Annotated in this window: 29 protein-coding genes; 5 read left to right on the plus strand and 24 right to left on the minus strand. The window is 71.1% G+C overall.

Translation table 11 applies throughout. The annotated features are described in order from the left end of the window. Positions 1-88 precede the first annotated feature (88 nt). Complete coding sequence (locus ACFUJY_RS29540) at positions 89-751, plus strand: hypothetical protein (protein WP_383305326.1); 663 nt, start codon at positions 89-91, stop codon at positions 749-751. A gap of 710 nt (positions 752-1,461) precedes the next feature. Here ACFUJY_RS29540 and ACFUJY_RS29545 read toward each other — a convergent pair. The 9 genes from ACFUJY_RS29545 to ACFUJY_RS29585 form a co-directional block, all read right to left on the minus strand. Then, positions 1,462-2,025: a hypothetical protein gene (locus ACFUJY_RS29545; RefSeq protein WP_383305328.1), complete on the minus strand. Its 564-nt coding sequence runs from the start codon at positions 2,023-2,025 to the stop codon at positions 1,462-1,464. A gap of 89 nt (positions 2,026-2,114) precedes the next feature. Continuing rightward, on the minus strand, positions 2,115-2,384 hold the full coding sequence (locus ACFUJY_RS29550; RefSeq protein ID WP_383305330.1) for a hypothetical protein: 270 nt from the start codon (positions 2,382-2,384) through the stop codon (positions 2,115-2,117). Between the two features lie 72 nt (positions 2,385-2,456). Next, positions 2,457-4,223 carry a hypothetical protein gene (locus ACFUJY_RS29555; protein WP_383305332.1) on the minus strand — a complete coding sequence of 589 codons (1,767 nt, stop codon included), beginning with the start codon at positions 4,221-4,223 and terminating at the stop codon, positions 2,457-2,459. A 49-nt stretch (positions 4,224-4,272) separates the two neighbouring features. Further along, on the minus strand, positions 4,273-4,605 hold the full coding sequence (locus ACFUJY_RS29560) for a hypothetical protein (RefSeq protein WP_383305334.1): 333 nt from the start codon (positions 4,603-4,605) through the stop codon (positions 4,273-4,275). 247 nt (positions 4,606-4,852) lie between these two features. Next, the gene (locus tag ACFUJY_RS29565; RefSeq protein ID WP_383305336.1) at positions 4,853-5,947 is read right to left on the minus strand and encodes a hypothetical protein; all 1,095 of its coding nucleotides are present in this window, start codon (positions 5,945-5,947) and stop codon (positions 4,853-4,855) included. A 102-nt stretch (positions 5,948-6,049) separates the two neighbouring features. After that, positions 6,050-6,463 (minus strand): hypothetical protein, encoded by a 414-nt coding sequence (locus ACFUJY_RS29570; protein WP_383305338.1) that lies wholly within the window; start codon positions 6,461-6,463, stop codon positions 6,050-6,052. After that, positions 6,460-6,795: an HNH endonuclease gene (locus ACFUJY_RS29575; protein ID WP_383305340.1), complete on the minus strand. Its 336-nt coding sequence runs from the start codon at positions 6,793-6,795 to the stop codon at positions 6,460-6,462. The genes ACFUJY_RS29570 and ACFUJY_RS29575 overlap by 4 nt, the downstream gene beginning before the upstream one ends. Before the next feature lie 154 nt (positions 6,796-6,949). Next, a complete protein-coding gene (locus ACFUJY_RS29580; RefSeq protein ID WP_383305342.1) occupies positions 6,950-7,447 on the minus strand; it encodes a hypothetical protein in 498 nt (165 codons plus the stop codon). Positions 7,448-7,817: 370 nt separating this feature from the next. Beyond that, positions 7,818-8,816, minus strand: coding sequence for a hypothetical protein (locus ACFUJY_RS29585; RefSeq protein WP_383305343.1), 999 nt, complete (start codon positions 8,814-8,816; stop codon positions 7,818-7,820). A 159-nt stretch (positions 8,817-8,975) separates the two neighbouring features. On the opposite strand from ACFUJY_RS29585, the gene ACFUJY_RS29590 reads away from it, so the two are divergent. Both ACFUJY_RS29590 and ACFUJY_RS29595 read left to right on the plus strand, forming a co-directional pair. Further along, the gene (locus tag ACFUJY_RS29590; RefSeq protein ID WP_383305345.1) at positions 8,976-9,545 is read left to right on the plus strand and encodes an XF1762 family protein; all 570 of its coding nucleotides are present in this window, start codon (positions 8,976-8,978) and stop codon (positions 9,543-9,545) included. 80 nt (positions 9,546-9,625) lie between these two features. Next, entirely contained in the window at positions 9,626-10,018 is a 393-nt protein-coding gene (locus ACFUJY_RS29595; RefSeq protein ID WP_383305347.1) for a DUF3307 domain-containing protein, read from the plus strand. A 20-nt stretch (positions 10,019-10,038) separates the two neighbouring features. On the opposite strand, the gene ACFUJY_RS29600 is transcribed toward ACFUJY_RS29595, so the two are convergent. From ACFUJY_RS29600 to ACFUJY_RS29610, 3 genes are all read right to left on the minus strand, one after another. Continuing rightward, complete coding sequence (locus tag ACFUJY_RS29600) at positions 10,039-10,251, minus strand: winged helix-turn-helix transcriptional regulator (RefSeq protein ID WP_383305349.1); 213 nt, start codon at positions 10,249-10,251, stop codon at positions 10,039-10,041. Then, positions 10,248-10,613: a hypothetical protein gene (locus ACFUJY_RS29605; RefSeq protein ID WP_383305351.1), complete on the minus strand. Its 366-nt coding sequence runs from the start codon at positions 10,611-10,613 to the stop codon at positions 10,248-10,250. Before ACFUJY_RS29605 ends, ACFUJY_RS29600 begins: the two co-directional genes overlap by 4 nt. A gap of 88 nt (positions 10,614-10,701) precedes the next feature. Further along, on the minus strand, positions 10,702-11,001 hold the full coding sequence (locus tag ACFUJY_RS29610) for a hypothetical protein (protein WP_383305353.1): 300 nt from the start codon (positions 10,999-11,001) through the stop codon (positions 10,702-10,704). Positions 11,002-11,145: 144 nt separating this feature from the next. Between ACFUJY_RS29610 and ACFUJY_RS29615 the strand changes: the two genes are divergently transcribed. Both ACFUJY_RS29615 and ACFUJY_RS29620 read left to right on the plus strand, forming a co-directional pair. Continuing rightward, positions 11,146-11,589 carry a hypothetical protein gene (locus ACFUJY_RS29615; protein WP_383305355.1) on the plus strand — a complete coding sequence of 148 codons (444 nt, stop codon included), beginning with the start codon at positions 11,146-11,148 and terminating at the stop codon, positions 11,587-11,589. A 21-nt stretch (positions 11,590-11,610) separates the two neighbouring features. Beyond that, the gene (locus tag ACFUJY_RS29620; protein ID WP_383305357.1) at positions 11,611-11,928 is read left to right on the plus strand and encodes a hypothetical protein; all 318 of its coding nucleotides are present in this window, start codon (positions 11,611-11,613) and stop codon (positions 11,926-11,928) included. Positions 11,929-11,955: 27 nt separating this feature from the next. On the opposite strand, the gene ACFUJY_RS29625 is transcribed toward ACFUJY_RS29620, so the two are convergent. The 12 genes from ACFUJY_RS29625 to ACFUJY_RS29680 all read right to left on the minus strand — a co-directional run bounded on the left by ACFUJY_RS29625 (position 11,956) and on the right by ACFUJY_RS29680 (position 19,325). Beyond that, on the minus strand, positions 11,956-12,300 hold the full coding sequence (locus ACFUJY_RS29625) for a hypothetical protein (RefSeq protein WP_383305359.1): 345 nt from the start codon (positions 12,298-12,300) through the stop codon (positions 11,956-11,958). A gap of 20 nt (positions 12,301-12,320) precedes the next feature. Beyond that, on the minus strand, positions 12,321-12,785 hold the full coding sequence (locus tag ACFUJY_RS29630) for a DUF4262 domain-containing protein (RefSeq protein ID WP_383305361.1): 465 nt from the start codon (positions 12,783-12,785) through the stop codon (positions 12,321-12,323). Then, complete coding sequence (locus ACFUJY_RS29635) at positions 12,782-13,117, minus strand: hypothetical protein (RefSeq protein ID WP_383305363.1); 336 nt, start codon at positions 13,115-13,117, stop codon at positions 12,782-12,784. Before ACFUJY_RS29635 ends, ACFUJY_RS29630 begins: the two co-directional genes overlap by 4 nt. After that, positions 13,114-13,557, minus strand: coding sequence for a hypothetical protein (locus tag ACFUJY_RS29640; protein ID WP_383305366.1), 444 nt, complete (start codon positions 13,555-13,557; stop codon positions 13,114-13,116). The genes ACFUJY_RS29635 and ACFUJY_RS29640 overlap by 4 nt, the downstream gene beginning before the upstream one ends. Positions 13,558-13,654: 97 nt before the next feature. After that, complete coding sequence (locus ACFUJY_RS29645) at positions 13,655-13,966, minus strand: hypothetical protein (RefSeq protein ID WP_383305368.1); 312 nt, start codon at positions 13,964-13,966, stop codon at positions 13,655-13,657. Next, positions 13,963-14,607: a hypothetical protein gene (locus ACFUJY_RS29650; RefSeq protein WP_383305370.1), complete on the minus strand. Its 645-nt coding sequence runs from the start codon at positions 14,605-14,607 to the stop codon at positions 13,963-13,965. The genes ACFUJY_RS29645 and ACFUJY_RS29650 overlap by 4 nt, the downstream gene beginning before the upstream one ends. A gap of 58 nt (positions 14,608-14,665) precedes the next feature. After that, a complete protein-coding gene (locus ACFUJY_RS29655) occupies positions 14,666-15,517 on the minus strand; it encodes a hypothetical protein (RefSeq protein WP_383305372.1) in 852 nt (283 codons plus the stop codon). A gap of 203 nt (positions 15,518-15,720) precedes the next feature. After that, positions 15,721-16,050 carry a hypothetical protein gene (locus tag ACFUJY_RS29660; RefSeq protein ID WP_383305373.1) on the minus strand — a complete coding sequence of 110 codons (330 nt, stop codon included), beginning with the start codon at positions 16,048-16,050 and terminating at the stop codon, positions 15,721-15,723. Between the two features lie 97 nt (positions 16,051-16,147). Then, complete coding sequence (locus ACFUJY_RS29665) at positions 16,148-17,251, minus strand: hypothetical protein (protein WP_383305375.1); 1,104 nt, start codon at positions 17,249-17,251, stop codon at positions 16,148-16,150. Between the two features lie 93 nt (positions 17,252-17,344). After that, positions 17,345-18,070 (minus strand): hypothetical protein, encoded by a 726-nt coding sequence (locus ACFUJY_RS29670; RefSeq protein ID WP_383305377.1) that lies wholly within the window; start codon positions 18,068-18,070, stop codon positions 17,345-17,347. A 41-nt stretch (positions 18,071-18,111) separates the two neighbouring features. Continuing rightward, the gene (locus ACFUJY_RS29675) at positions 18,112-18,750 is read right to left on the minus strand and encodes a hypothetical protein (protein WP_383305379.1); all 639 of its coding nucleotides are present in this window, start codon (positions 18,748-18,750) and stop codon (positions 18,112-18,114) included. 62 nt (positions 18,751-18,812) lie between these two features. Beyond that, the gene (locus tag ACFUJY_RS29680) at positions 18,813-19,325 is read right to left on the minus strand and encodes a hypothetical protein (protein ID WP_383305381.1); all 513 of its coding nucleotides are present in this window, start codon (positions 19,323-19,325) and stop codon (positions 18,813-18,815) included. Positions 19,326-19,402 lie beyond the last annotated feature (77 nt).

Here is a 19,402-nt window from a genome sequence, read left to right on the forward strand (position 1 = left end):
ACGGCATTACCGGCTTCCTGTGCACTCGTTACCTGGATGGGTAGTCCCCAGGGCGGTTCTCGCCGGGGCCGAGATAGAGGAGCAGAGCATGAGCACGATCGACCCGGAAGCCGAGCTGAAGGCGCGGATCGCGGAGGTCAGCGAGCGGTTCGCCGCCGATTCGATGGATCGCGAGGTGACCGTCCGGCTCAAGGATGGTCTCTATCGGCACCTGGAGGTGCGGCTGCCGAGGTCCACCGCGTGCTGGTTCGAGGTGATGACCTGGCCCGGCGCGCTGGCCATCACCGGGCACACCGGCAGTTACATTTTCCGCCGCGACGAGGACATGCTCGCTTTCTTCCGCAAGTGCACGATCCCGTACGGGCCCGCATGGAGCATCGACGTCCGCTACTGGGCGGAGAAGGTCCAGCCCCACGGCGAGCGGAACGTCCAGGCGTACGCCAAGGACCGGGTGCGGGCCTACATCGAGCAGGCGACCCTGGAAGCCGAGGCCAGTCACCCGGGTCTGGCCGAGCAGGTCGAGGAGGAGCTGTTCGACCGCTACAGCAACGCGGACCTGGAGACCGAGGCCGGCGCCAGGGCCGCGCTCGCTGCGTTCGAGTTCGACGGCTTCCGCTTCGACACCACTGAGTGGGAGTTCACGGAGTACGACTACTGGTTCCTCTACACCTGCCAGGCCATCGCCTGGACGGTGGCCCAGTACGACGCGGCGCATCCCGCAGAGGAGCAGTTCGCGGTAACAGCAAACTAGCGCCTCTCACCCCAAACCCGGGGCCCGCCGGTCGGGTGCGGCGTGAGCCATGGTCCGTGTCGGACCGGTCCGGTCCGGCTTGGTTCGGTACGGTCCATCCCGGACCCAAGACCGCCCGCAGGGGGACCTCGGGCCTGGAGTGGGTGCCGGTCGCTAGGTTTGCTGTTACCTGTCCACTGCGGCGTGCGGCTCACTGAGTCCGGGGCCGACCACATGCTGCCCCTGCTCATCGACCACAATCACCGGCGGACAGCCAGGACACGAGTAGAGATCCTGAGACCCCAGCCACCGCCAGCCTTCATCCCACAACGGCGCCCACTGCGCGTCAGCCGGGCGCGGAACGGCCGTGCCGCACAGGGTGCAGGTAACGACGGTGGAACGGGCAGTGCTCATAACGGGTCCTTCCGGCGCAAGGGCGTACAGGTTACCGGCCGCGTTCCCCGAGGCCGGTGTCACCCTTCCGAGCGAAAGGGGCCTTCCCCGTCGGCCGGCCCTGCTACGTTGTTCTTGTCGCCGAAGCCCTGGGGAACCCGGCGATCTTCCCTGGCAACAGGGGGCCTCCACGGGAGGACAGTGGCGCCCAGGGCTGAGGATCGCAACGCATTCGTCTTCGGACGCGCATGACCCTGTGTTCGAGTTCGCGTCAGGACCCGTTTCAGGGAAAAGGAGAAGGGCCCTCGCCTGGCGGGGGCCCTTCGGCGTACCCGGGGTCAGTTCAGTGCGGCCCGCGCCTTGTCGAGCTCGACAGTGGTGACGGTCCCGGCGTCGTGCAGCCCGGCGGCCTCCCATGCGGCCCGCGCCTTCGCGGCGTCCCCGCCGGCGGCGTCCAGGAGAACGTTCTTGGCGATGTTCACCGCGATCACGCCCTCGCCCATGTCCATGAGGTGGGCGACCATCCGCACGGACTTCTGCCGGCCGACGGACTCGTTGTACCGGTACACCAGCACCCAGCGGCCGACCAGCGAACGCGCCCGCTCGATCATCTGCCCGCCGCGGTCGGTCTCCTGCTGCTCCGTACGGATCTCCTCCGCGCTGCCGTCCGCGGTGCGCAGGGTGAGCAGGCCGCGGCGGCTGGACTCCTCGATCTCGACTTTCTCCAGGAGGGCGACGAACTTCGCGGCGCTCTCCAGGCGGGCGGTTTCCTGGGCGACTTGGGCGGCGATCATGTGCAGGTCCACGGCCAGGCCCTGAACCCGGCGGCCCCAGGCCGCTTCCTCTCCGGGCGGGCAGGGGCCGCCGGCCTGGGCGGCGGCAGTCACAAGGCTGTAGTCCACGGCCCCATCATCCCCTTCAGCGGCGGTCAAGTGCTCCTGAAACCGGGCTGGTGTGCCCCGGCCGGAGAGCCGGGGCACACCAGGTGTCGTTACTCGCCGACTGGCTGCTCCGGATCGGTCCCGGCGGTGACGGGCACGTGCTCCTGATAGGTGAGGGTGCCGGCCAGGTCGTACGTGTCGGGTGCGGCGGCCCTCATACCGTCGAGGGCGCCCCGGAGCAACGCCTCGTGCTCCTCGGGGGTGAGGCCGAGCAGATCCTCGCCCCGCGAGCAGATATTGACGAAGACGGTGGCGTGCGGCTTGTCCGGGTCGCCGCCCACCCGATAGACGGCTGTGTTGAGTCCGACGGCCTTCTGCAAGGGTCCTCCTTAGTGTGCGCCAACGGGGGTGTTGGCGGAGTTGTACGGTGCCGGGCTGGATGGCGTTGCGTCTCAGGCGATGAGGCCGCGGCGGCGGACGTGTGGTTCGTACACGGCCAGGAGGATGCCTTCGGCGCGGTCGGGGCTCTTCATGCCGCGGGCCTTCATCTGCTTCTTCGACTCGACCACCGAGTAGCCGCCGGCGTTGTTGCCGAGGTTGGGGGTGGTGAGCTGGATGGCGGCCTGGCGGTCGACGCGGAGCCGGAGCCGGCCGGAGCCGGTGGCGGGGTCGGGCTGGAGCAGGGCCCGGGAGGCGAGCCACATCTCGTCTCGCTTGCGGAAGGGTCGCATGGGGGCGCCGGGGTCGTCTCGGTCGGGGGACTCGGAGACCATGACGCCGATGATCTCGCTGTGGTGCTTGCCGTTCTGCCCCCAGACCTCCAGCATGCCGACGGCGCCGTGCCCGAGGCCGTTCTTGTCGATCTTGACGTGGACTTTCGCGGTGGAGCCGAGGGCCTGCGCCAGGCGTTCCGCGGCGTGGATCTCCTCCAGGATCTTCTTGGCGACGGTGACCTGGTTGTCGTTGGCGGCTCCGCTGGAGTGGTGGCGGTGCTCGATCGCGTCTCCGACGATGCGGTAGATGGTGAACTCGTCGCCGCCGTCCGCGGCGACGTCGACGCCGAGGCGGACCCAGGCGCCTTGCTTGACGGTGTGCTTGGCGGTCTCGCCGGGCAGGCCCAGGTCGCACAGGCGCACCCAGCCGGGGCCGGTGGGGTCCTCGTTCTGCTGCGCGTCCTCGATCCAGGTGATCGGGATGACCTTGCCGCCACCGCCCTTGGGGAAACGGGCGTAGACCTTGGCTTGGACGTAGGGGTGGTCTTCTCCGTACTCCCTGATGGTGCGGTCGATCCAGTCCATGTCCGGGAGGTGGATCGCGAGGGAGTGCTGCGGCACGCCCGGGGGGCAGTCGTTGCAGTACGGGACGCGTTCCTTGGTGATCGCGGGGGAGTCGAACGTGGCGATGGGAACGGTGACTGTGGTGGGTTCCTCGGGGTCCTCGCCTTCTTCGCACAGTCCCTCGAACCATGAGCGGGGGTCGTCGGCGGGCGGGTTGCCGATGGCCAGCATCCGCGCGTCGCCGGTGAGGAGGTTGTTCGTGCCGGCGCCGATGCTTCGGGCGATGCCTCCGGCCTCGTCCACGACGATCAGGAGCTTCGGGGTTCCGTGGATGCCCTGCATGGCCGCTTCGTCGCCCTCGGGGGCGGTGAAGCCGTACGCGACGACGACGTCGTTGCCGTAGGCGTCGGGCACCTTCCACTGGGTGGTGTCGCACCAGCCCGGCAGGCCGGCGCGGGCGACCGTCTTGCGGATGTGGGGCCAGAGCTGGTTGCGGACCTGCCGGAAGCGGGTGGCGGTGGTGACGATGACCATGGTGCCGGGCGGGTTGACGGCGCCTGCCCAGGCGACGAGCCTGCCCGCGATCCACGTTTTGCCGACGCCGAACCCTGCGGGGACGGCGATTCGTTTGTGGGAGGGGACCGCGTCAACGATGTCGCGCTGCTTGGACCAGATGCTCTCGCCCAGTACGTCCTCGATGAAGCCGCTGGGGGTGTCGGCCCACAGTCCGTAGAGGGTGCCGGTCTCCCGCTCGACTTCGGTGAGGACGTGGCTCAGGTCGTGGGTGTCGAGCGTCTTGAGGACGGCGCGCCGGGCCGGTACGGGGGCGCGGAGCAGCAGGTCGGCTTCGCGGGAGGCGATGCGGGACCGCACGCCGGCACGGTTGTCGACGGCGGCGTGCGCGGCGGCCACGGCAGGAGTCGGGGAGGTCGGGGCAGCCATGGGGCGCACGGTGCCCGTTGTGCCCGGCTACCGTCCCGGGCGGTTTCGGTCAGAGGCGGTAGCCGCATCCGTGGGTGCTGTTCAGGCATTCCAGGGACAGGTGGTAGTCGCCGCGGCATCCGCAGTCGCAGCCGCACAGGAGGCCCTTGTGGAAGAGCTTGCGGATCTTCGCGAGGAACAGCTTGTAGGGCAGGGGGCCGGTGATCTCTTCCAGTGCGGCCTGCACGTCCCAGGACATCCGCAGGGACACGAAGTGCGGAGTGACGGGGTAGGGCTGCGGGGTGCGTCGGACGGCGTTGACCAGTGCTTCGTCGGGGATGTCCTTGCACTGCATGGGACGGCCGGCGACGTACCGGAGGGTGGGGCGCTCGGGATCGTTCATCGGTGTTCCTGTGCGTCCTCGGCCCCCGCTCTCTCCAGGAATCGCCAGGACCAGCCCAGGGGAGCGGGGTGGAAGCGTGCCTGATCGAGGAACGGGGGCCGAAGTTGAGGGGGGTGGGGCGGCCCCAAGGGGGGTTGGGGCCGCCCCGGGTGGGTGTTGAACCAACCAACCGGAGTGAAGGACCGGTGCCCTTCACAGCCATAGACGGAGTGAGTCCGCCAGGTGTTACAGGTTTCGCGGAACTTTTTTACGCGTCCTCGGCGGCGGCCGCCAGTAGCCGGCGGACGATCTTGCCGTCGCGGTCGATGGCTTCAGCGATCTGGGGTGCTGTCCAGTCTTCAGCCGCCAGGACGGGGATCAGCTCGTTGCGGACCTGAATCGCCGCGGCCTGCCGCGCCTTCGCTGCCTCATACTCCTGCGCAATCTCAGGGAGCTTGATGTCGGCGTTCTTCACGAACCGCACGCCCGCGGTCCGGGCCGCGGCCGGCTGCCTGTCGCGCTTGGGGAGATCCGGGACGCCCGGCAAGCCCAGTGCGCGGGCCAGGGCCCGATTGAAGGCGTTGCGGTTGATGCCTGCCGAGTAGTAGACGCCGTGCGCGGTCGTGTAGAAGGCGAGCGTGAACATTGCGGCGTCGCGCTTGGGCAGCAGCTCGCTGGCCGCGTCTTCCCAGTAGTCCACCGCTTCGGCCGCGGACCGCAGGCGCTCCTCGGAAGACCCGTCGACCGCGGCGAGCTCGTCCAGCATCGCGGTCCGGGCCTGCTCTCGGATGGTCGCGAAGTCGGGCCGCTCCAGTCGGCCGACATCGACCCTGCCGCCCGCGGTGCGCAGTTCCTCCCCCGCCTCGCCCAGGTGCGAGATGGCGGCGCGCCGACGGGCGGCTGCTTCCTCGTACCGGGCGCAGATCGCTGCCGCCTGGTCCACGACGTCCTTCGGGTGGGGAAGGCCGGCCTTGCGGGCGGCCTCGACCCGCCCGGACAGAGGCCGGATGGTCTCGGGCCGCCCGGCTTGACGCCACTCGATCTCGGGAGCGGCCGGCCACCGCGGCGGGTTGATCTGCTGCTCGCGGTCGAGATCCTTGTGCAGGAAGGTCATCGTCAGGCGTCGCAGGTGTGTGCGGCCGATCCCGAACTTCTCGTGCAGGTCCGGTGCGTACTCGTAGAGCGCCGCGGCGGCGACGAGCTGCTGCCGCTCGTCCCTGAGCATGGACATTTCCATGTACGCCTGGTCGCGGATCTCCTCGGCGAGCATGCGGCGCTCGCGCGGATCGATGATCTCGCCGAGCTCGTCGTCAACTTCGGCTCTCGCCTTGGCGCGGATCGCGGTGTAATCGATGCTGCTCATGGTGGGCCCGTTCCCGGGTGCGCACCCTTTCCGGGTGCTGATGGCAGGGGACTCCCCTAGCCGTACGTCCTTGACCGGGCACTGTACACCATGTCCACCGGGTCACGGTTCTCGCGTGCCCTGACGTCGCCGGGCAAGATCGGCGCGGTGCTCGGCACGGGTGCACAACCGGATCAGGTACACGGTGCGGGACGCGAGGGTGACGGAGATGCCGCTGATGATCCGCGGGTCGCGGTTGGCGAGCATCCATCCGGTACTGACCGGCACGCGCCGCCCGTTGCGCCACCCTCCGATAGAAAACCGTCCGAAGTCGTGGCACCAGTGCTTGCTGATGCCGTGGTCGTAGATGCGGACGCTCAGGGCGGCGAGGGTGAATCGGGCGATGCTGAAGGTAGCGCCGATCATCTGGGCCTGTCCGGAGTCGCGGCCGCGGAGGGGCCTGACGGCGAGGCGGGGCCCGCCGCGCCATACGAGCAGGTGCCAGCGGAAGGTGAGGGGGATGTGCCGGGCTATCACCGTGCGCCTCCGGTGGTGAGGGGGCGGGTGACGCGGGAGCGGGTGCCGTCGGGCAGAAGCACGAACTCGGCGCCGTTGGGGTAGAGGACGGTCATCTCGCTGGGCAGCATCGGCCGGCGCACCTTCCAGCCGTGGCTGTAGGACTCGCGCGGGTGGTCCTCGAACCAGCCGTTGCACTCGGTGCAGACCAGAAGCAGGTTCTGCGGCTGGTTGATCCACTCCTCGCGGGCGCCGCCCATGCCTCGGTTGACCCGGTGGTGGATGGTCAGGTCTCGGGGGCTGTCGCAGCGGACGCAACGCCCGCCGTCCCGGGTGTGCACGAGAGCGCGCACGGTATCCGTGGGGCCTGTGCGGCGGCGTCGAGGGGCCACGGTGGGGTGCTCCGTCCTGCCCCCGCGCGCTGGGCCGCCGGTGGCGGCCGCGGGGGAGCGGCGGGAGCGAGAACGGGAACATGCACGTGCGGGGCGGCTACCGTCCCGGGGCCGGTCAGCCGGCGGCCGCCTCCTGTTCCTGACGGGAGCGGGCGGTGGTGATCGCGTCGAGAAGTTCCGCGGCGTAGGGGACGGGGACGTACGAGACGTAGACGCGGCCGGTGCGGGTGTCGTTGTTGCCGAGGACGATCTCGTACTCCGCGCCGGTCTGCTCGTCGTCGTAGTTGTACGCGCCGGGCGCTGCGTCGGTCAGGGGGCCGTCGACCTGGTCGAACCAGCCGATCCCGAACATGGCATCGACGGCTTCGGCGATGACGTCGTTGGGGACGTCATCCAGCTCGACGGTGGCGCGGGTGTCGTCATCGACGCAGACGCGGCCGTTGCCGAGCACGTGCGGCTTGTCGATGGTGAGGGTCACCGGGCAGCAGTATGTGGGGGTCTTGGTCGGGGCGAGGCCGGGCAGGGCCAGGCCCAGGGCGTTGACGGCGGATGCGCGGAGCTGGTCGGAGGCTTCCCGCCACTTGTCGAGGGCGTTCATCACGGTGGGCTTCATGGGCTCGGGTCCGTTCGTTCGTGCCGGTCAGCCGACGGGTTCGGCTTCCGGCCTGGAGCGGTGTTCGAGCTGCTGAAGCTGCCGTTCGTGATCGTTAGCGTCTCGGGGTGAGGCCGCTTGCCGGCCGAGAAGGGCGCCGGAGCGGCCCGGGTCCGCAGCGATTCCCGTTGGCCCACCACGGAAGATCTTCGTCTTCTTCTTTCGTTTGTGTTGGGTTCCTCTTGTTTACGTACGCGACACCGCATCAGGCCAGATGCGGTGTCGCGTACGTGGCCTCATGCGGTGGAGCGCATGAGGACTGCACCTGATGCGCTCCACCGTATGAGGGAAATCCTCATACGCTCTGGCGTACGTGGATTGTTTTCGCAGGTCAGGAACGGTGCGTCTTCTGCATCCTGAGGCAGTTCGCGATCAGGCGCCCCAGGAAGCGACGCGGGCGGCCGATGACGATGACCGGCTCCATGGGCCTGTCCTCCACGATCGACGGGGCGGCGGCCAAGCCACCGCGCGCGATCTTCAACTCTCCGACCACCACCGGCCGCCTCCGGTCCCGGTCCGCCCGGTCGACGCCCAGGCGCAGCTCCCGGCACAGCCGCTCGTGGTCGCTCTCGTACGTCCCCGCCTCCACCCGGGCGCCCACAGTGAGCCACCGCGCCAGCGTCCGGTACGAGACCCCGATGCGCGCCGCGGCCTGCTCCCGCGTCGCCCCTCCCCGGATCGCGGCCACGAGCTCGCGCACGTCCTCGGCGGTCACCACCCGCTTCCCCCCTCCCGGGTTCGTCGACCCGCCCTGGCCCGGGGAGAGCGCGGGAACGGCCTCCGGCTGCTGTGCGGCCTCCACCCGGGCGTAGAGCATGCCGCACCGTCGCTCGTACTCGGTCCGGGCCCGCCCGTCCGCGTGCACCTCACGTCCCCGGGCCAGCCACCGCGAGATACTGCGCCTGTCCACACCCGCGGCCTTCGCCGCCTCGTCCAGCCGCCCCTTCCCTACCAGCGGCGCCACCACGTTCACGACGTCGTCCGTCAGGAGCGCCGGACGCCCGAGCGGCTTCTTATCCGCGGCCACGTCCCGGCCCAGATCCTCGTCGCTCATGATCCGGTCGACAGCCCTACGCTTGCGTTCCGCGCTTTCCAGCTCCAGGACCAGGCGCAGCGTCAGCAGGTCCAGGCCGGTCGCGGCGGCCCCGTCCGCGTCACGCACCCGCCGGCCCTGGGTGATCCACCTCTGCAACGTCCCCAGGGGCATGCCGAGCTCCGCGGCAGCCTCCGCCCGGGTCCGGCCCTTCTGCACCGCCTTCGCGATACGGGCGATCTTCTGCGCGTTGAGATGGGTCGGGCAGCCAACGGTGAGAGAACCAGTCTTCGTCATGGCGCGGAAGGTAGGCGCCCCGGCCGCCTAGTGTCCTGGGGTCCTCGGAGCCCTCCGAGCGCCCGGCCGGGGGACGCCGGAGACGGTAGTGGTGCGAACTCGGCATGGTGCCGCCTTCCAGGGCGCAGCAGAGCGCCCCGCACACCGTGGAGGCCGCCCGTGCCACAGACGAACCCTCGCGCAGCTCCGAAGGGGCTGAGACTCCACCTGGTACCCGTCCGGCAGAAGGACGCCAAGGAGTTCGTCGCCGCGTGGCACCGCCACCACAAGCCCCCGCCCGGAGCGGTGTTCTGCGTGGGCGCGGCCGACGACGCCGGCGTGCTGCGCGCGGTCGCCATGGTCGGCCGCCCCGTCGCCCGACTGCTCGACAACGGGCAGACCCTGGAAGTCACCCGCACAGCGACGGACGGCACGGAGAACGCGAACAGCCTGCTGTACGGCGCAGCGTGGCGGGCGGCGAAGGCCCTCGGCTACACGCGGCTGGTCACGTACACGCAGGCCGGAGAGAGCGGTGCGAGTCTGCGCGGCGCCGGGTGGCGGGTTCTCGCGCAGCGCGCGCCACGACGCGGCTGGAACTGCCCCAGCCGGCCCCGCGAGTCCCACGGCACGGACCAAATCGGCCGAACCCTGTGGGAAGCCCCACATCCCACGAGCCCCACCAGCCCCGAGAACGCACAGCAACGCAATCGAAGCCACTTCTTGCCACTCCTTCGAGCCGTACGGGAGTAGGCGGCACACAGCAAACGGCCCGCACACCACCTCTGGTGTGCGGGCCGTCCTCATTCACATGACCGGGAGGTCACACCACCATGTTCGCGAGCCTGTTCATCCTGCTCTACGGCGCTCACCTGGTGTCCGACTACGCACTCCAAACGGACTGGCAGTCGGAGCACAAGGCCCTGCGATCCCTCGCCGGCTGGCGCGCACTCCTGTCCCACGCGGGTACGCACGTCGCCGCCTCGGCGGCCGCGCTCGGCGCCGGGGCCGCCTTGCTCGAACTGCCGCTGCCCCTCCCGGGAACAGTCGGTCTCCTCGCATGGGTAGGCGTGTCCCATGGCTTCATTGACCGTCGGTGGCCGATCCGGTGGTGGATGGAGAACACCGGCAGCAGCGACTTCTTCCAGCGGGGCGGTGCGCCCTTCGTTGACCAGGCAGCGCACATCACCGCGCTGCTGATCGGGTCCATGGCGGCGGCTGCGTGACCGGCCACCACACCGGGGTTCTACGTGAGCCGAACCGCCCGGTTCCGCCCCCGTTCGCGCCGCAGATAACCGCCCTCCTCCAACCTTCCCAGGTGGTAGGCCACCGTAGAGGGGGAGCGCAGCCCGACTCCCGCCGCGATCTCCCGGATCGTCGGCGCTTCGCCTGTGTCGGCGATCTCGCTCCGGATGAACTCCAGGATGCGCCGCTCGATCTCCGTCGGGTCTCGCGTCAACGCCGCGCCCGCTGTCCGGCCCGGTACGCGGCGATGAGTTCGGCTGTCTCCTCGCCGCAGAACCCGTCGGCAGCTTCCAGCGCTGCGTCGGGCAGGGAATCGTCCGGGGCGTATCCGGGCGCCGGACGGCCCGCGAGATGACCGCACAGGGCGTCTAGGCGGTCCAGGAGTTCCGCTCGCCGTGCCTGGGCGGGGCTCAGGGCCCGCAGCCACTGAAAGCGTTCCTCGGCGTTCTCTGGACGGTCAGGGAGTGCGCGGCGCAGCCCGTCGGCGCGTTCGGCCAGCGCGTTCCACACGGGCAGCCGCAGCGCGTCGGCCAGCGTTCCCGTTCCCTGCCCCGCTTCGGCGGTCGTGGCGGTCATGTTCTTCACCGTCGCACCCCGCACCGACAACACGCCGCGCCCCGTACGAGGATTCCGTCGTACGAGGCGCGGCGCTGCTGCGTTCGGGTCAGCCGGTGGCTCCGCCGAAGAGTCCGCCCGCGCCTCCAGTGTTCCCGCCGCTGGTGTCGGGCGGCGTACTCGGTGACGGGGTGGGCGCCGGCGGGGTACGGGACGGCCCGCTCGTGCCGGCCGTGGGCTCGCACTGCGGGTCGAAGATGGTGCAGCTCGCCGTCGGCGACGGCGTGGGCGCCGGGGCCTGCGGGTCTCCGCCGAACACGGCGAACGCGGCAAGGACTGCGCCGACGACGATCAGGGCGACACCAACGGCAAGGGCGCCGAAGCGGCGACGGGACGGGCTGTCGGACATGGGATGGAGCCTTCCTCTCGGGGGAACGAATCCGCAGGAGGATGGACCGCGTCGGCGGTTTGCGACTCGGGCCGCTAAGCAGCAGGGGACGCGTGAGCACGTTCCTCGTACAGAGGCGGGGGTCCGTCGGTACTGTTCTCAGCCATGACGACCAGGAGGAGCCGGGAGGTCATGGCCTGGCAGCCGCCGGTCGGCTGGCACGAGCTGAGCGGCGAGCGCCGCAGCGCCTATCTGCGGCGGCAGGGCATAGAGATCCCGTTGAAGTCGGCCGACTGGGAGGAGATGACCTCCAACCAGCGCAGCGCTTACTGGGACTGGCGTGGCCGCATCCTGCATGACACCCCTGAAGCGCGGGCCGCGAAGGTGGCCGAGTACCGCAAGGACCTGCGCGGTTGGCGGGTGCTGATGTGCTGGTGGGTTCTCTGCTTCGCCACGGTTCTGGGCATCGTGTGGGGGGCAGGCCGGCCCGGGGACTCGGTGTTCCTGCGCGCCGTGGCTACCGTCTTCACCGTGGGGATGTACGCCGTGGCGATCTTCATTCCGATGCAGCTCACGAAGCCGGAGCTGGTCAGGCGGGACGGGCCCTGACGCACGCCTACCATCGAACCTATGGGCGAGAACATCCCGGAAGCTGTGGAACACCGGTGCTGGAAGGAGAGCGACGGGCCCCGGCCGCGCGTGCACTGCTGGCCCCGCACCGACCGGCCCGCCCTCTACGTGCGCTCCCGCAACCGGTGGCGCTACGCCCCCGTAGAGGCCCGCCAGGACTGGCCGGACGGGAGCGTGGTCTATCAGGTGGCGGTCGACCTGCGGGGCGATACGACCGTGTCCACCCGCGCGTACGCGTGGCCACAGCCCGGCCTGCGCCTCGCGCACACACCGATCGCGACAGACGGGCACGAAGCGGGGGCCGGGGCGCACCCCTGACGGCCGGGCGTCGGCCGGCCGGGCGGGTCAGCGCCGTTTGGCCGGAGCCTTCACTGCCGGGGCCTTCCGCTGCGGCTTCGCGGCACCGGTCGGGCCCTTGCCCGGGCCAGCCGTCTTCCGCACGGAGCCGGGCGCCGTGGCGTGCCCCGCCCCCGAGCCGGCGCCGGGCGCAACGGCGGCCGCCCCGCTACGCAGAATGCACGGCCGGGGGCCGGAGCTGACGATGTCCACCACTCCGGACCGGGAGGCCAGGCACGTCGGCGGGTCGTCGTCCCCGTTGAGCAGCGCCACGGAGAACAGCAGCCCGAACGTGAGCAGGGCAGCGGATATGGGCAGCAGGAGCGGGGCGCGGTTGATGGAGCGGTGAGACATCACACGGGGGCCTTTCAGGCTCAGGGCAGGGGCTGGAAGAAGGGGGCTGAAGCGTCGTGGTGCGGGTCGCCGGGGAAGCGCCCCCACTTGTCGGAGACGACGGGTTGCCAGACCGGCACCTCTCCGACGCCTTCGAGCAGGGAGGTGTCCTGTACGCGGCGCAGCCGGACCAAGTGCGGCCCGTCCACGATGCCTTCGAGCTCCAGGCCGTCAGCGGGGTCCTGCCCGTTGCGCACGAGCGTTTCGGCGACGGTCAGGGCCAGCGCGTACGCCGGGTGCAGCGGCTGACCGAACACCGCGATCTCGTACTCCCGGCCGGGCCGGTCCCCCAGACCGATCGTGTACGCGACGGACGGCTGTACTCCGTCCGCAGTGGGCACCCACACGACGCCGCTGTCCACGGGGAGCAGCGGGAACGGCCGCTCGTACTGGCGGTGGCCCGGGTAGAGCAGGTTCGTGGACTCGTCGTAGATGTCGGCGGTCATGCAGTTCTCCTTACAGGGATGGGGCGCGGCCGGGCGTGCGGCACCCGGGCCGGCTGCGGGGCGGGGGCGGTGAGCACGCGCGTGGACACGTCCGTCATCCAGGCCCGGAACGAGTCGGAGACCCGGCAGCCGGCCCGTTCCACGAGCAGCCACACCTGGGCGGCCGTCGCGATGCCGGGAAGCGCGTTCACGGAGGCGGGGAGCAGCGGACCGGCGGGGGCCGGAGTGCCGAGTGCTGCGGTCAGGTCCCGGACGAACCAGACGGGCTCACCGCCGCGCACCCGCACCCGCACCGGGGCGTGGCCGTAGTGGAAGACGCGCGTGCCGTTCACATCCGCCCCTCGGCTCCGCGCGTCAGGACGAACTCCATCGTCAGGGCTACGCCCCGCCCGGTGCCGTCGCTGACCACGGCCAGGCGCCGGGCCTCCTGGGTGGCGTGGTGGAGGATGCTCTCCGCACGGGTGAGCCGCGCCGCATCGTGTTGGAGCCGACCTTCGTGGTGGCTTTCCAGGCAGTCGTTCGAGTGCCGCATGGCCTGCATCAGACCGTTCGCGAGGTCGAGGCGGACAGCGGCCGTCGAGTGGTTCAGCATCCACAGCAGATGCCCGCCGGCCGTGACGGGCTCGTGCAGGTCTGCCGGTTCCTCGCCCTCGCGCAGCCGGGCGATTTCGTCGCGCAGCCGGGCGTTCTCCGCCTCCAGCTCGGCGCGGTCCGGGCCGGGCGCCTGCTGGCCGTCGATGTGCAGGTAGATCGGGCGGGTGCCGGTGATCACGGGAAGCCTCCAGGTGGGTTGCTACGCCTTGTAGACGCAGTGAGGGGGTAAACCGTTACACCCCGCTGCCGAAGGGGCAGCGGGGTGCAGCAGCGATTCAGCGGATCGGGGGCAGGGTGAAGCCCTCGGCGCCCAGCCTGTTGGCCAGGTCGTCCAGGTCGGCGCCGTCGCCCTCGCTGGCTTCGTGGATCGTCTCCGCGATGATCCGGAGCAGGCGCTCAACAGGCTCGGGCGCCGGGGCGGGCGGGTTGACGGGCCACCACATCTGGCCGGTGGGCTCGCCGGTGTACCGGCCGATGATGACCGCGTGGTGGTCCCGGTCGGGGCCGTGCGGCTCCAGGTCGCACACGACGCTCGTGCCGTCCTCGGCCTCACGGCCGGCCGCCCCGCACACCTGGCGGCCGCTCACACCAGCGACCACTTACCGGAGTGGTCGAACTCGCCGGTGACGAGATCCACGATCAGGTGGTCCCCATGCTGCGGGTGAGCGGTGCGGGAGTAGTCGGCCAACAGTTCCACAAACCCATCCCACAGCGCTTCCTCCGCCGCTTCCGGGGTCTCGGCACATGACGGACTCTCCCACGCCTCGGTCACGGTGCCGTCGGCCCGGTGGTGACAGACCGTGTCCTCATCCCAGTACACGCCGTCGTCGTAGTTCGCGTTTGTGACGAACTCGACCCGGATGATGGGGGACTGCACCGTTCCGGGCTGCTCGTGGTACAGGGCGCGCATCACGTCCACCAGCTGTCCAGGTATCCGCTGGTCGGCCGTAGCGGTCAGGATGTTGCCCAGCCGGTACATCTGGTCCCGGGTCCAGTGCGTCACCATCGCGCGCACGGCCTCCACGTCGGCGAAGCTGTCGGGGTTCAGGCGCGGCGGTGCGGGCGTGATCGGGGCGTAGTCGGCCAGGGTGACCACTGCGCCTTCCCCGATCAGGGGCGCCGCCACGGCGGAGGCTGCGAGCGGCACGGCCACGGCCGGCGGGGGAGCAGCGGGGGCGGGGGCACGGGTGACGCCTACCTCGATGGCGTCGCCGGGGTACAGGTTCACGCGGGTTTCCTTCCAGGGGCCGCCCGGTGCGTGTGCACCGGGCGGCGGCAGGCATCGGTCAGATGAAATAGGTGCGGATGATGGCGGCGATGTCCTCGGCGACGGCCCGCATCTCCTGGGGGAGGGACGGGGCCCCGTTGGGGAGGTCGACGGTGACCCGCTTGTCGTCCGGGTTGTCGTCGCGGGCGATCGTCAGGTCGTTCCACTCGTCCACCCACACGCGCAGCGTCGGGGTGTCGGGGCCCCAGAGCGTCCCGTACGCGCCGATGTACCCGGACTCCGACTCCCACTCCTCACCGCCCTCCGCGAGGACCCTGGCGGCCTCCCGGGCGTACTCGCTGACCGGGTAGGCGTACTCGTTACCGCGCACGTCGGTGACCACCTCGGCGAACGGAGACGGGATCGCGACGCGCAGCTGGTCTCCGACCTGCGGCTGCTCAAAGTCGTTGAGCTCCACCAGGGCCTCGGAGACGGACGGCGAGCGATCGAAGTCCGTTGCGTACTCCTTCCCGATCGGGCAGTCCGTGAAGTAGGCCACCGCGTCCGTCGCCCACGCCGGACCGTCGTCGTACTCGGTCGTCACACGGAAGCCGATCGCGGCCGGACGGCGCTCCTTGGGCCGGTCATCGAACCACTCCGTCAGGGCGGTCCGCAGGTCTTCCAGGAGGGAGCCGTACTCGCTGTGCGCGGTCGGGGTGACGTCGGTCGTCCACAGGCGCGCCTCGCGGCACTTCTTGCACCTGGTGCGGTCCAGCGGGTTGACCTCCTTGCACAGGCACCGCCACAGCAGGCCGGCGTGCGGCGCGAGGTCGAGCAGCATGTGTTCCTGGGAGAGAAACGCGGAGTCCATCAGCCGCTTGAAGACCTTGGTCGCGGCAGCGGCGCTGCGCGGCATGGGCGTGGTGTTCACGACGGTGAGCCTTTCTGTGGGCCGCCCGGCGCTGTGCCGGGCGGCGAGGTTGAGCAGAGATCAGGAGAGGGAGCGCCCCGGGCCGGCGGCCGCCGGGGCGCAGTGTGCCGGGGAGGTCAGGGGGCGGGGTCGGTCAGCCGGTCGGCGAGGGTGCCGGACGTGGTGGCGTAGCGGGTGAGCGGGCAGTGGGGGGAGCCGTGGCGCTACATATCCCGCAGGGCCTGGCGGGCTTCGAGTTCAGCGGCTTCGGCTTCCTGGCGGCGCTCCTGCTCGGCGCGCAGCTCGGTAAGACGGGCGGTAACGGCCCGGGCCACGGCCCCGAGGAACGGGGGCGTCTCCCCCGTGCGCTCGGTGAACTGCTCGTTCGCCAGCGCCATGAAGCGGTTGGTGGGCGTGCCGTTGTCGGTCAGGAGCATCGTGAGCATGGCCGGGGGCGCGGTAAGGAGGTCCTGGGCCATCTCCGTGATGACGGGGTGCGCGGTGAGGATGCGTACGGCGTTGTCGAACGTGGGGGACAGGGCGGCGACGGGCACGGGGTGGTTCTCCGATCGGAGGGCGCGTGTGCGGTGAGGTGGGAGGGTGCCGGGCGGGAGCGGCTTACGTCGCGCGCTCCCGCCCGGGAAGGGGCCGTCAGGCGTGGGTGTGGGCGCCCGTGGCGATGGCGCGGAGGTCGGCCAGTGTGAGGTCAGGGGCGGGGTTCGCGGCGGCGGCCGTGGCGGCCTCGAACGCGGCGCGCTCCTGTGCCGGCGTGGGGTCGTACTCGGCGCGCAGCGCCTCGATGGCGGGCGCCTCTTCGGCGAGGAAGCGGAACCATGCGGAGTGCGGGCCCTCGGTCTCCCAGCGCTTCCGGGCCACCATCAGGGCGTGTCCGGCGCTGGACGCGATGACGCCGTAGCGGGCCAGTCCTTCGGCTTCCAGGCGCTGTGAAACGGCGTGCCACTGCTCTCCGGCGAGCAGCCGGGCCGTGCGCTGCACGGAGACGGCGGGGAAGTCCGCCCAGTTCGGGCCGGTGGGCTGGGCCTGCGTGCTGTAGAGCACCTGCCAGGATCGGGATTCCTTGTGGAGGATGACCGGCTCTTCGCGGACGGAGTGGACGCGCATCACGTCACGGGCGGCGGTCACCGTGTCGTCCCAGCGGCTGACGTTCAGCTTCCCTGCACGGGCGAGCGCGTTCAGGTGCTCCCACGCCTTGTTGAAGCCGTCGGCGGTTGCCCACTCGTCCGGGTCGTCCTCGGCGCGCCACGTGAGGCGCTGCGCGGGCTCCGCGCCGATCTGGTCCCAGATGTCGGACGGGGAGTAGTTCGGGCCCCCCTCCACCACGGTGTCGATCGCGTTCGCCTGGTAGGCGTTGACCAGTTCGGCGGCGGCCGGGTGCAGGGCGGCGAAGACGCGCGCGGCGTCCGCGAACTGCATCTCGCGTTCCGCCGGGGACAGCTCCTTGCGGGCGGGGGGCGTCTTCGGGGCGGGGGCCGGGCTCTGTGCCGGCTGGCGGGCTTCGGCGCGCCGCTTCAGTTCAGCGGCGACGCGCTTGCCGATGGTGGTGAGGATGCACCAGTTGAAGCCGCCGTTGCGGTTGTTCACCTCGCGGATGAGCTTCCGGCGGTCCAGGGCGTCCACGGTGCGGTCGTGGACGGTGTACGGGACTCGGCCGTCCTCGGCGGCGGCGGTGGCGAGGATTGCGGCGCGGGCGTTCGCGTTGAGGCCCTTGATGATCTCGTTGATGTACGCGGACACGGTTGTCCCCTTTGGGTTGGGTTCGGAGCGTTTGTTGGTCCGGCTCGCTCGCGCCGTCCAACAAGAGCAACTGTACACCACGTCCGAAGGTGGTCAACGGGGAACCCGCACCCCGGCTTCCCGCAGGTGCTCGGCCGCAGCACCCCGCGCCCCCAGACGGGACGACACGGTGACCCGCCACCCGCACGAGCACGCGGCCACTGACGAACCGTCGTGCATCCACCCGCTCTTGACCCCGACAGGGCCCCCCGCCCAGCTCTCCCAGGAGTCCGCCGCACGCGACCAGCCGCGCGGCTCCGACGTCCGGGTCACATGCCGCGCCTCCGGCGCGCACAGCAGCCGCAGCGCAGCGTCCGCCACGGCGGCCACGGCCCACGTGTCCCACTGCGACCCCTCCAGCCGGGCCGACAGCTCAACCCCTGTGTGCGAGGTGACCACCAGCCGGCCGTCGGGCCACACCCGCGCAGACGCCCCGGGCACGCTCCACCCGACCGACCCGTCCGACTGCCGGGGCACCCCGTTGGCGTGCGTCCGCGTCATCTTCGCCACCACCCGAACCGATGCCGGAGCCATGTCCGGGTTCCGGTCGTCGGCGGCGGCCGGGGCGCGCTCGGCGAGAGCGGACAGCCACGCCCCGGCGTACGGGTACGCGGCCGGCCGCAGCGTCACCAGCGCCGCCCGGTCGCGCCCGTTGCCCGCCCGCACAGCGGCCCGTACGAACTCATGGCCGGGCGCAGCGCCGTACTTCTTCAACCGCACCGGGCCGTGCGGGGTCTCGAACGTGTGCGTCTGACGGTCGGCAAGTATCAGGCCGGGCATGGCGGTGTCCTCCAAGGGGGGCAGGGAGCAGCGGGGCGGGGTCAGCAGGGTTGCGGGTGGACGCGGGAACGGGCCCGCTCCAGGACGGCGGCGCGCCGCTCCGGGGCTATCGGCCAGTGGTGCGCGCTGTAGTCGTACGGGCCGTCTCCGGGGGCCGGGAAGCGGTGCGCGACCAGTGCGCCCCCGGAGTGCACGGCCGTTGGCTCGGTGATCTCGAACCGGACGCGTGTACGGCCGAGGCGGCGCACCCACGCGTACGTGATCCCGCCGTGCTCGGGGGGCGCGTACCGGGCCGGCCCGATGTCCAGCCGGTAGCGCGTGCACGCGGTCGGCACGGCCGGATGGTCGTGCTCGCCCTTCCAGTGCCCGCACGAGACGCAGCAGGGGGTGCGGGCCGGACGGTCGCACGGCGCGGCCCGGAACACCGGCCCCAACTGTCCGGGGACCATGCCCCCGGTCTGCGGCCACGAGAGGGCCACGGTGCCCGTGTCCGGCTCCAGCGCGGCCGCGCCCCCGCAGTGCAGCGCGGACGCGAGCAGCGAGCGCACCAGGGCGCCGGAGACGGGCACCGTGGCGGCCGGACGGTCGGCGTTGGACAGGGCGTACGCGGTGCGGTCCGCATCGAGAGGGCGGCCGATGGCGTGCGGGGTCGCGAGCTGGACGGCGGCGGCAGTGGTCACGGGAAGGTCCATTCGGTGAGGGGCCCGGAAGCGCGGCGGTGCGCCCCGGGCCGGCGGGCGGGTCAGAGTTCGCCGCGGCGCAACGACACGGTCAGCGCTTCCTCGCGGCCCCGGGCGTACAGGCCGTCAAGCCCTTCCGGGTACGGGGTGCGCTTCTCGGCCGCGAGTTCGTACTCGGCCGCTCCCACGGCGAACGCGGCCTGTCCGGCGGTCTGGGGGATGTCGTTGTTCCAGGCGTCCCACGACCACAGTTCTCCGATGGCGTACCGGCCGTGCGCGTCGGGCTGAACGGACCTGCTGCCGCCCACCCCGTCGTTCTCGACCGTCCACTGGAAGACGAGCGTGCCGTCCGGGGTGAAGTGGCCTTCCATGCCGCACTCGTCGTGCTCCAGGTCCCGCACGATCAGTTCGGCCGTGGCCCGGGTAAACAGGTGTGCGTCGTAGGGCCCCCACGGGTCCTTGAGGGGCAGGCCGACGTACGGGCCGTAGGCGCTTGCCTCCACGGTGAAGAGCTGGACGAGCAGGGGCGCTCCGTCGGCGGGGCGCGGCTCGGTGTCGGCGGCGGGGGTCGTCATGGTGGGTCCTTCCTGAGCAGGGGTGAGAGTGCCCGAGGGCGAGGGCTTGCGGCCCGGGGCGCATGTGCCCCGGGCCG

Source organism: Streptomyces sp. NPDC057249, from assembly GCF_042669245.1.
In the GTDB taxonomy this organism is placed as follows: Bacteria; Actinomycetota; Actinomycetes; order Streptomycetales; family Streptomycetaceae; genus Streptomyces.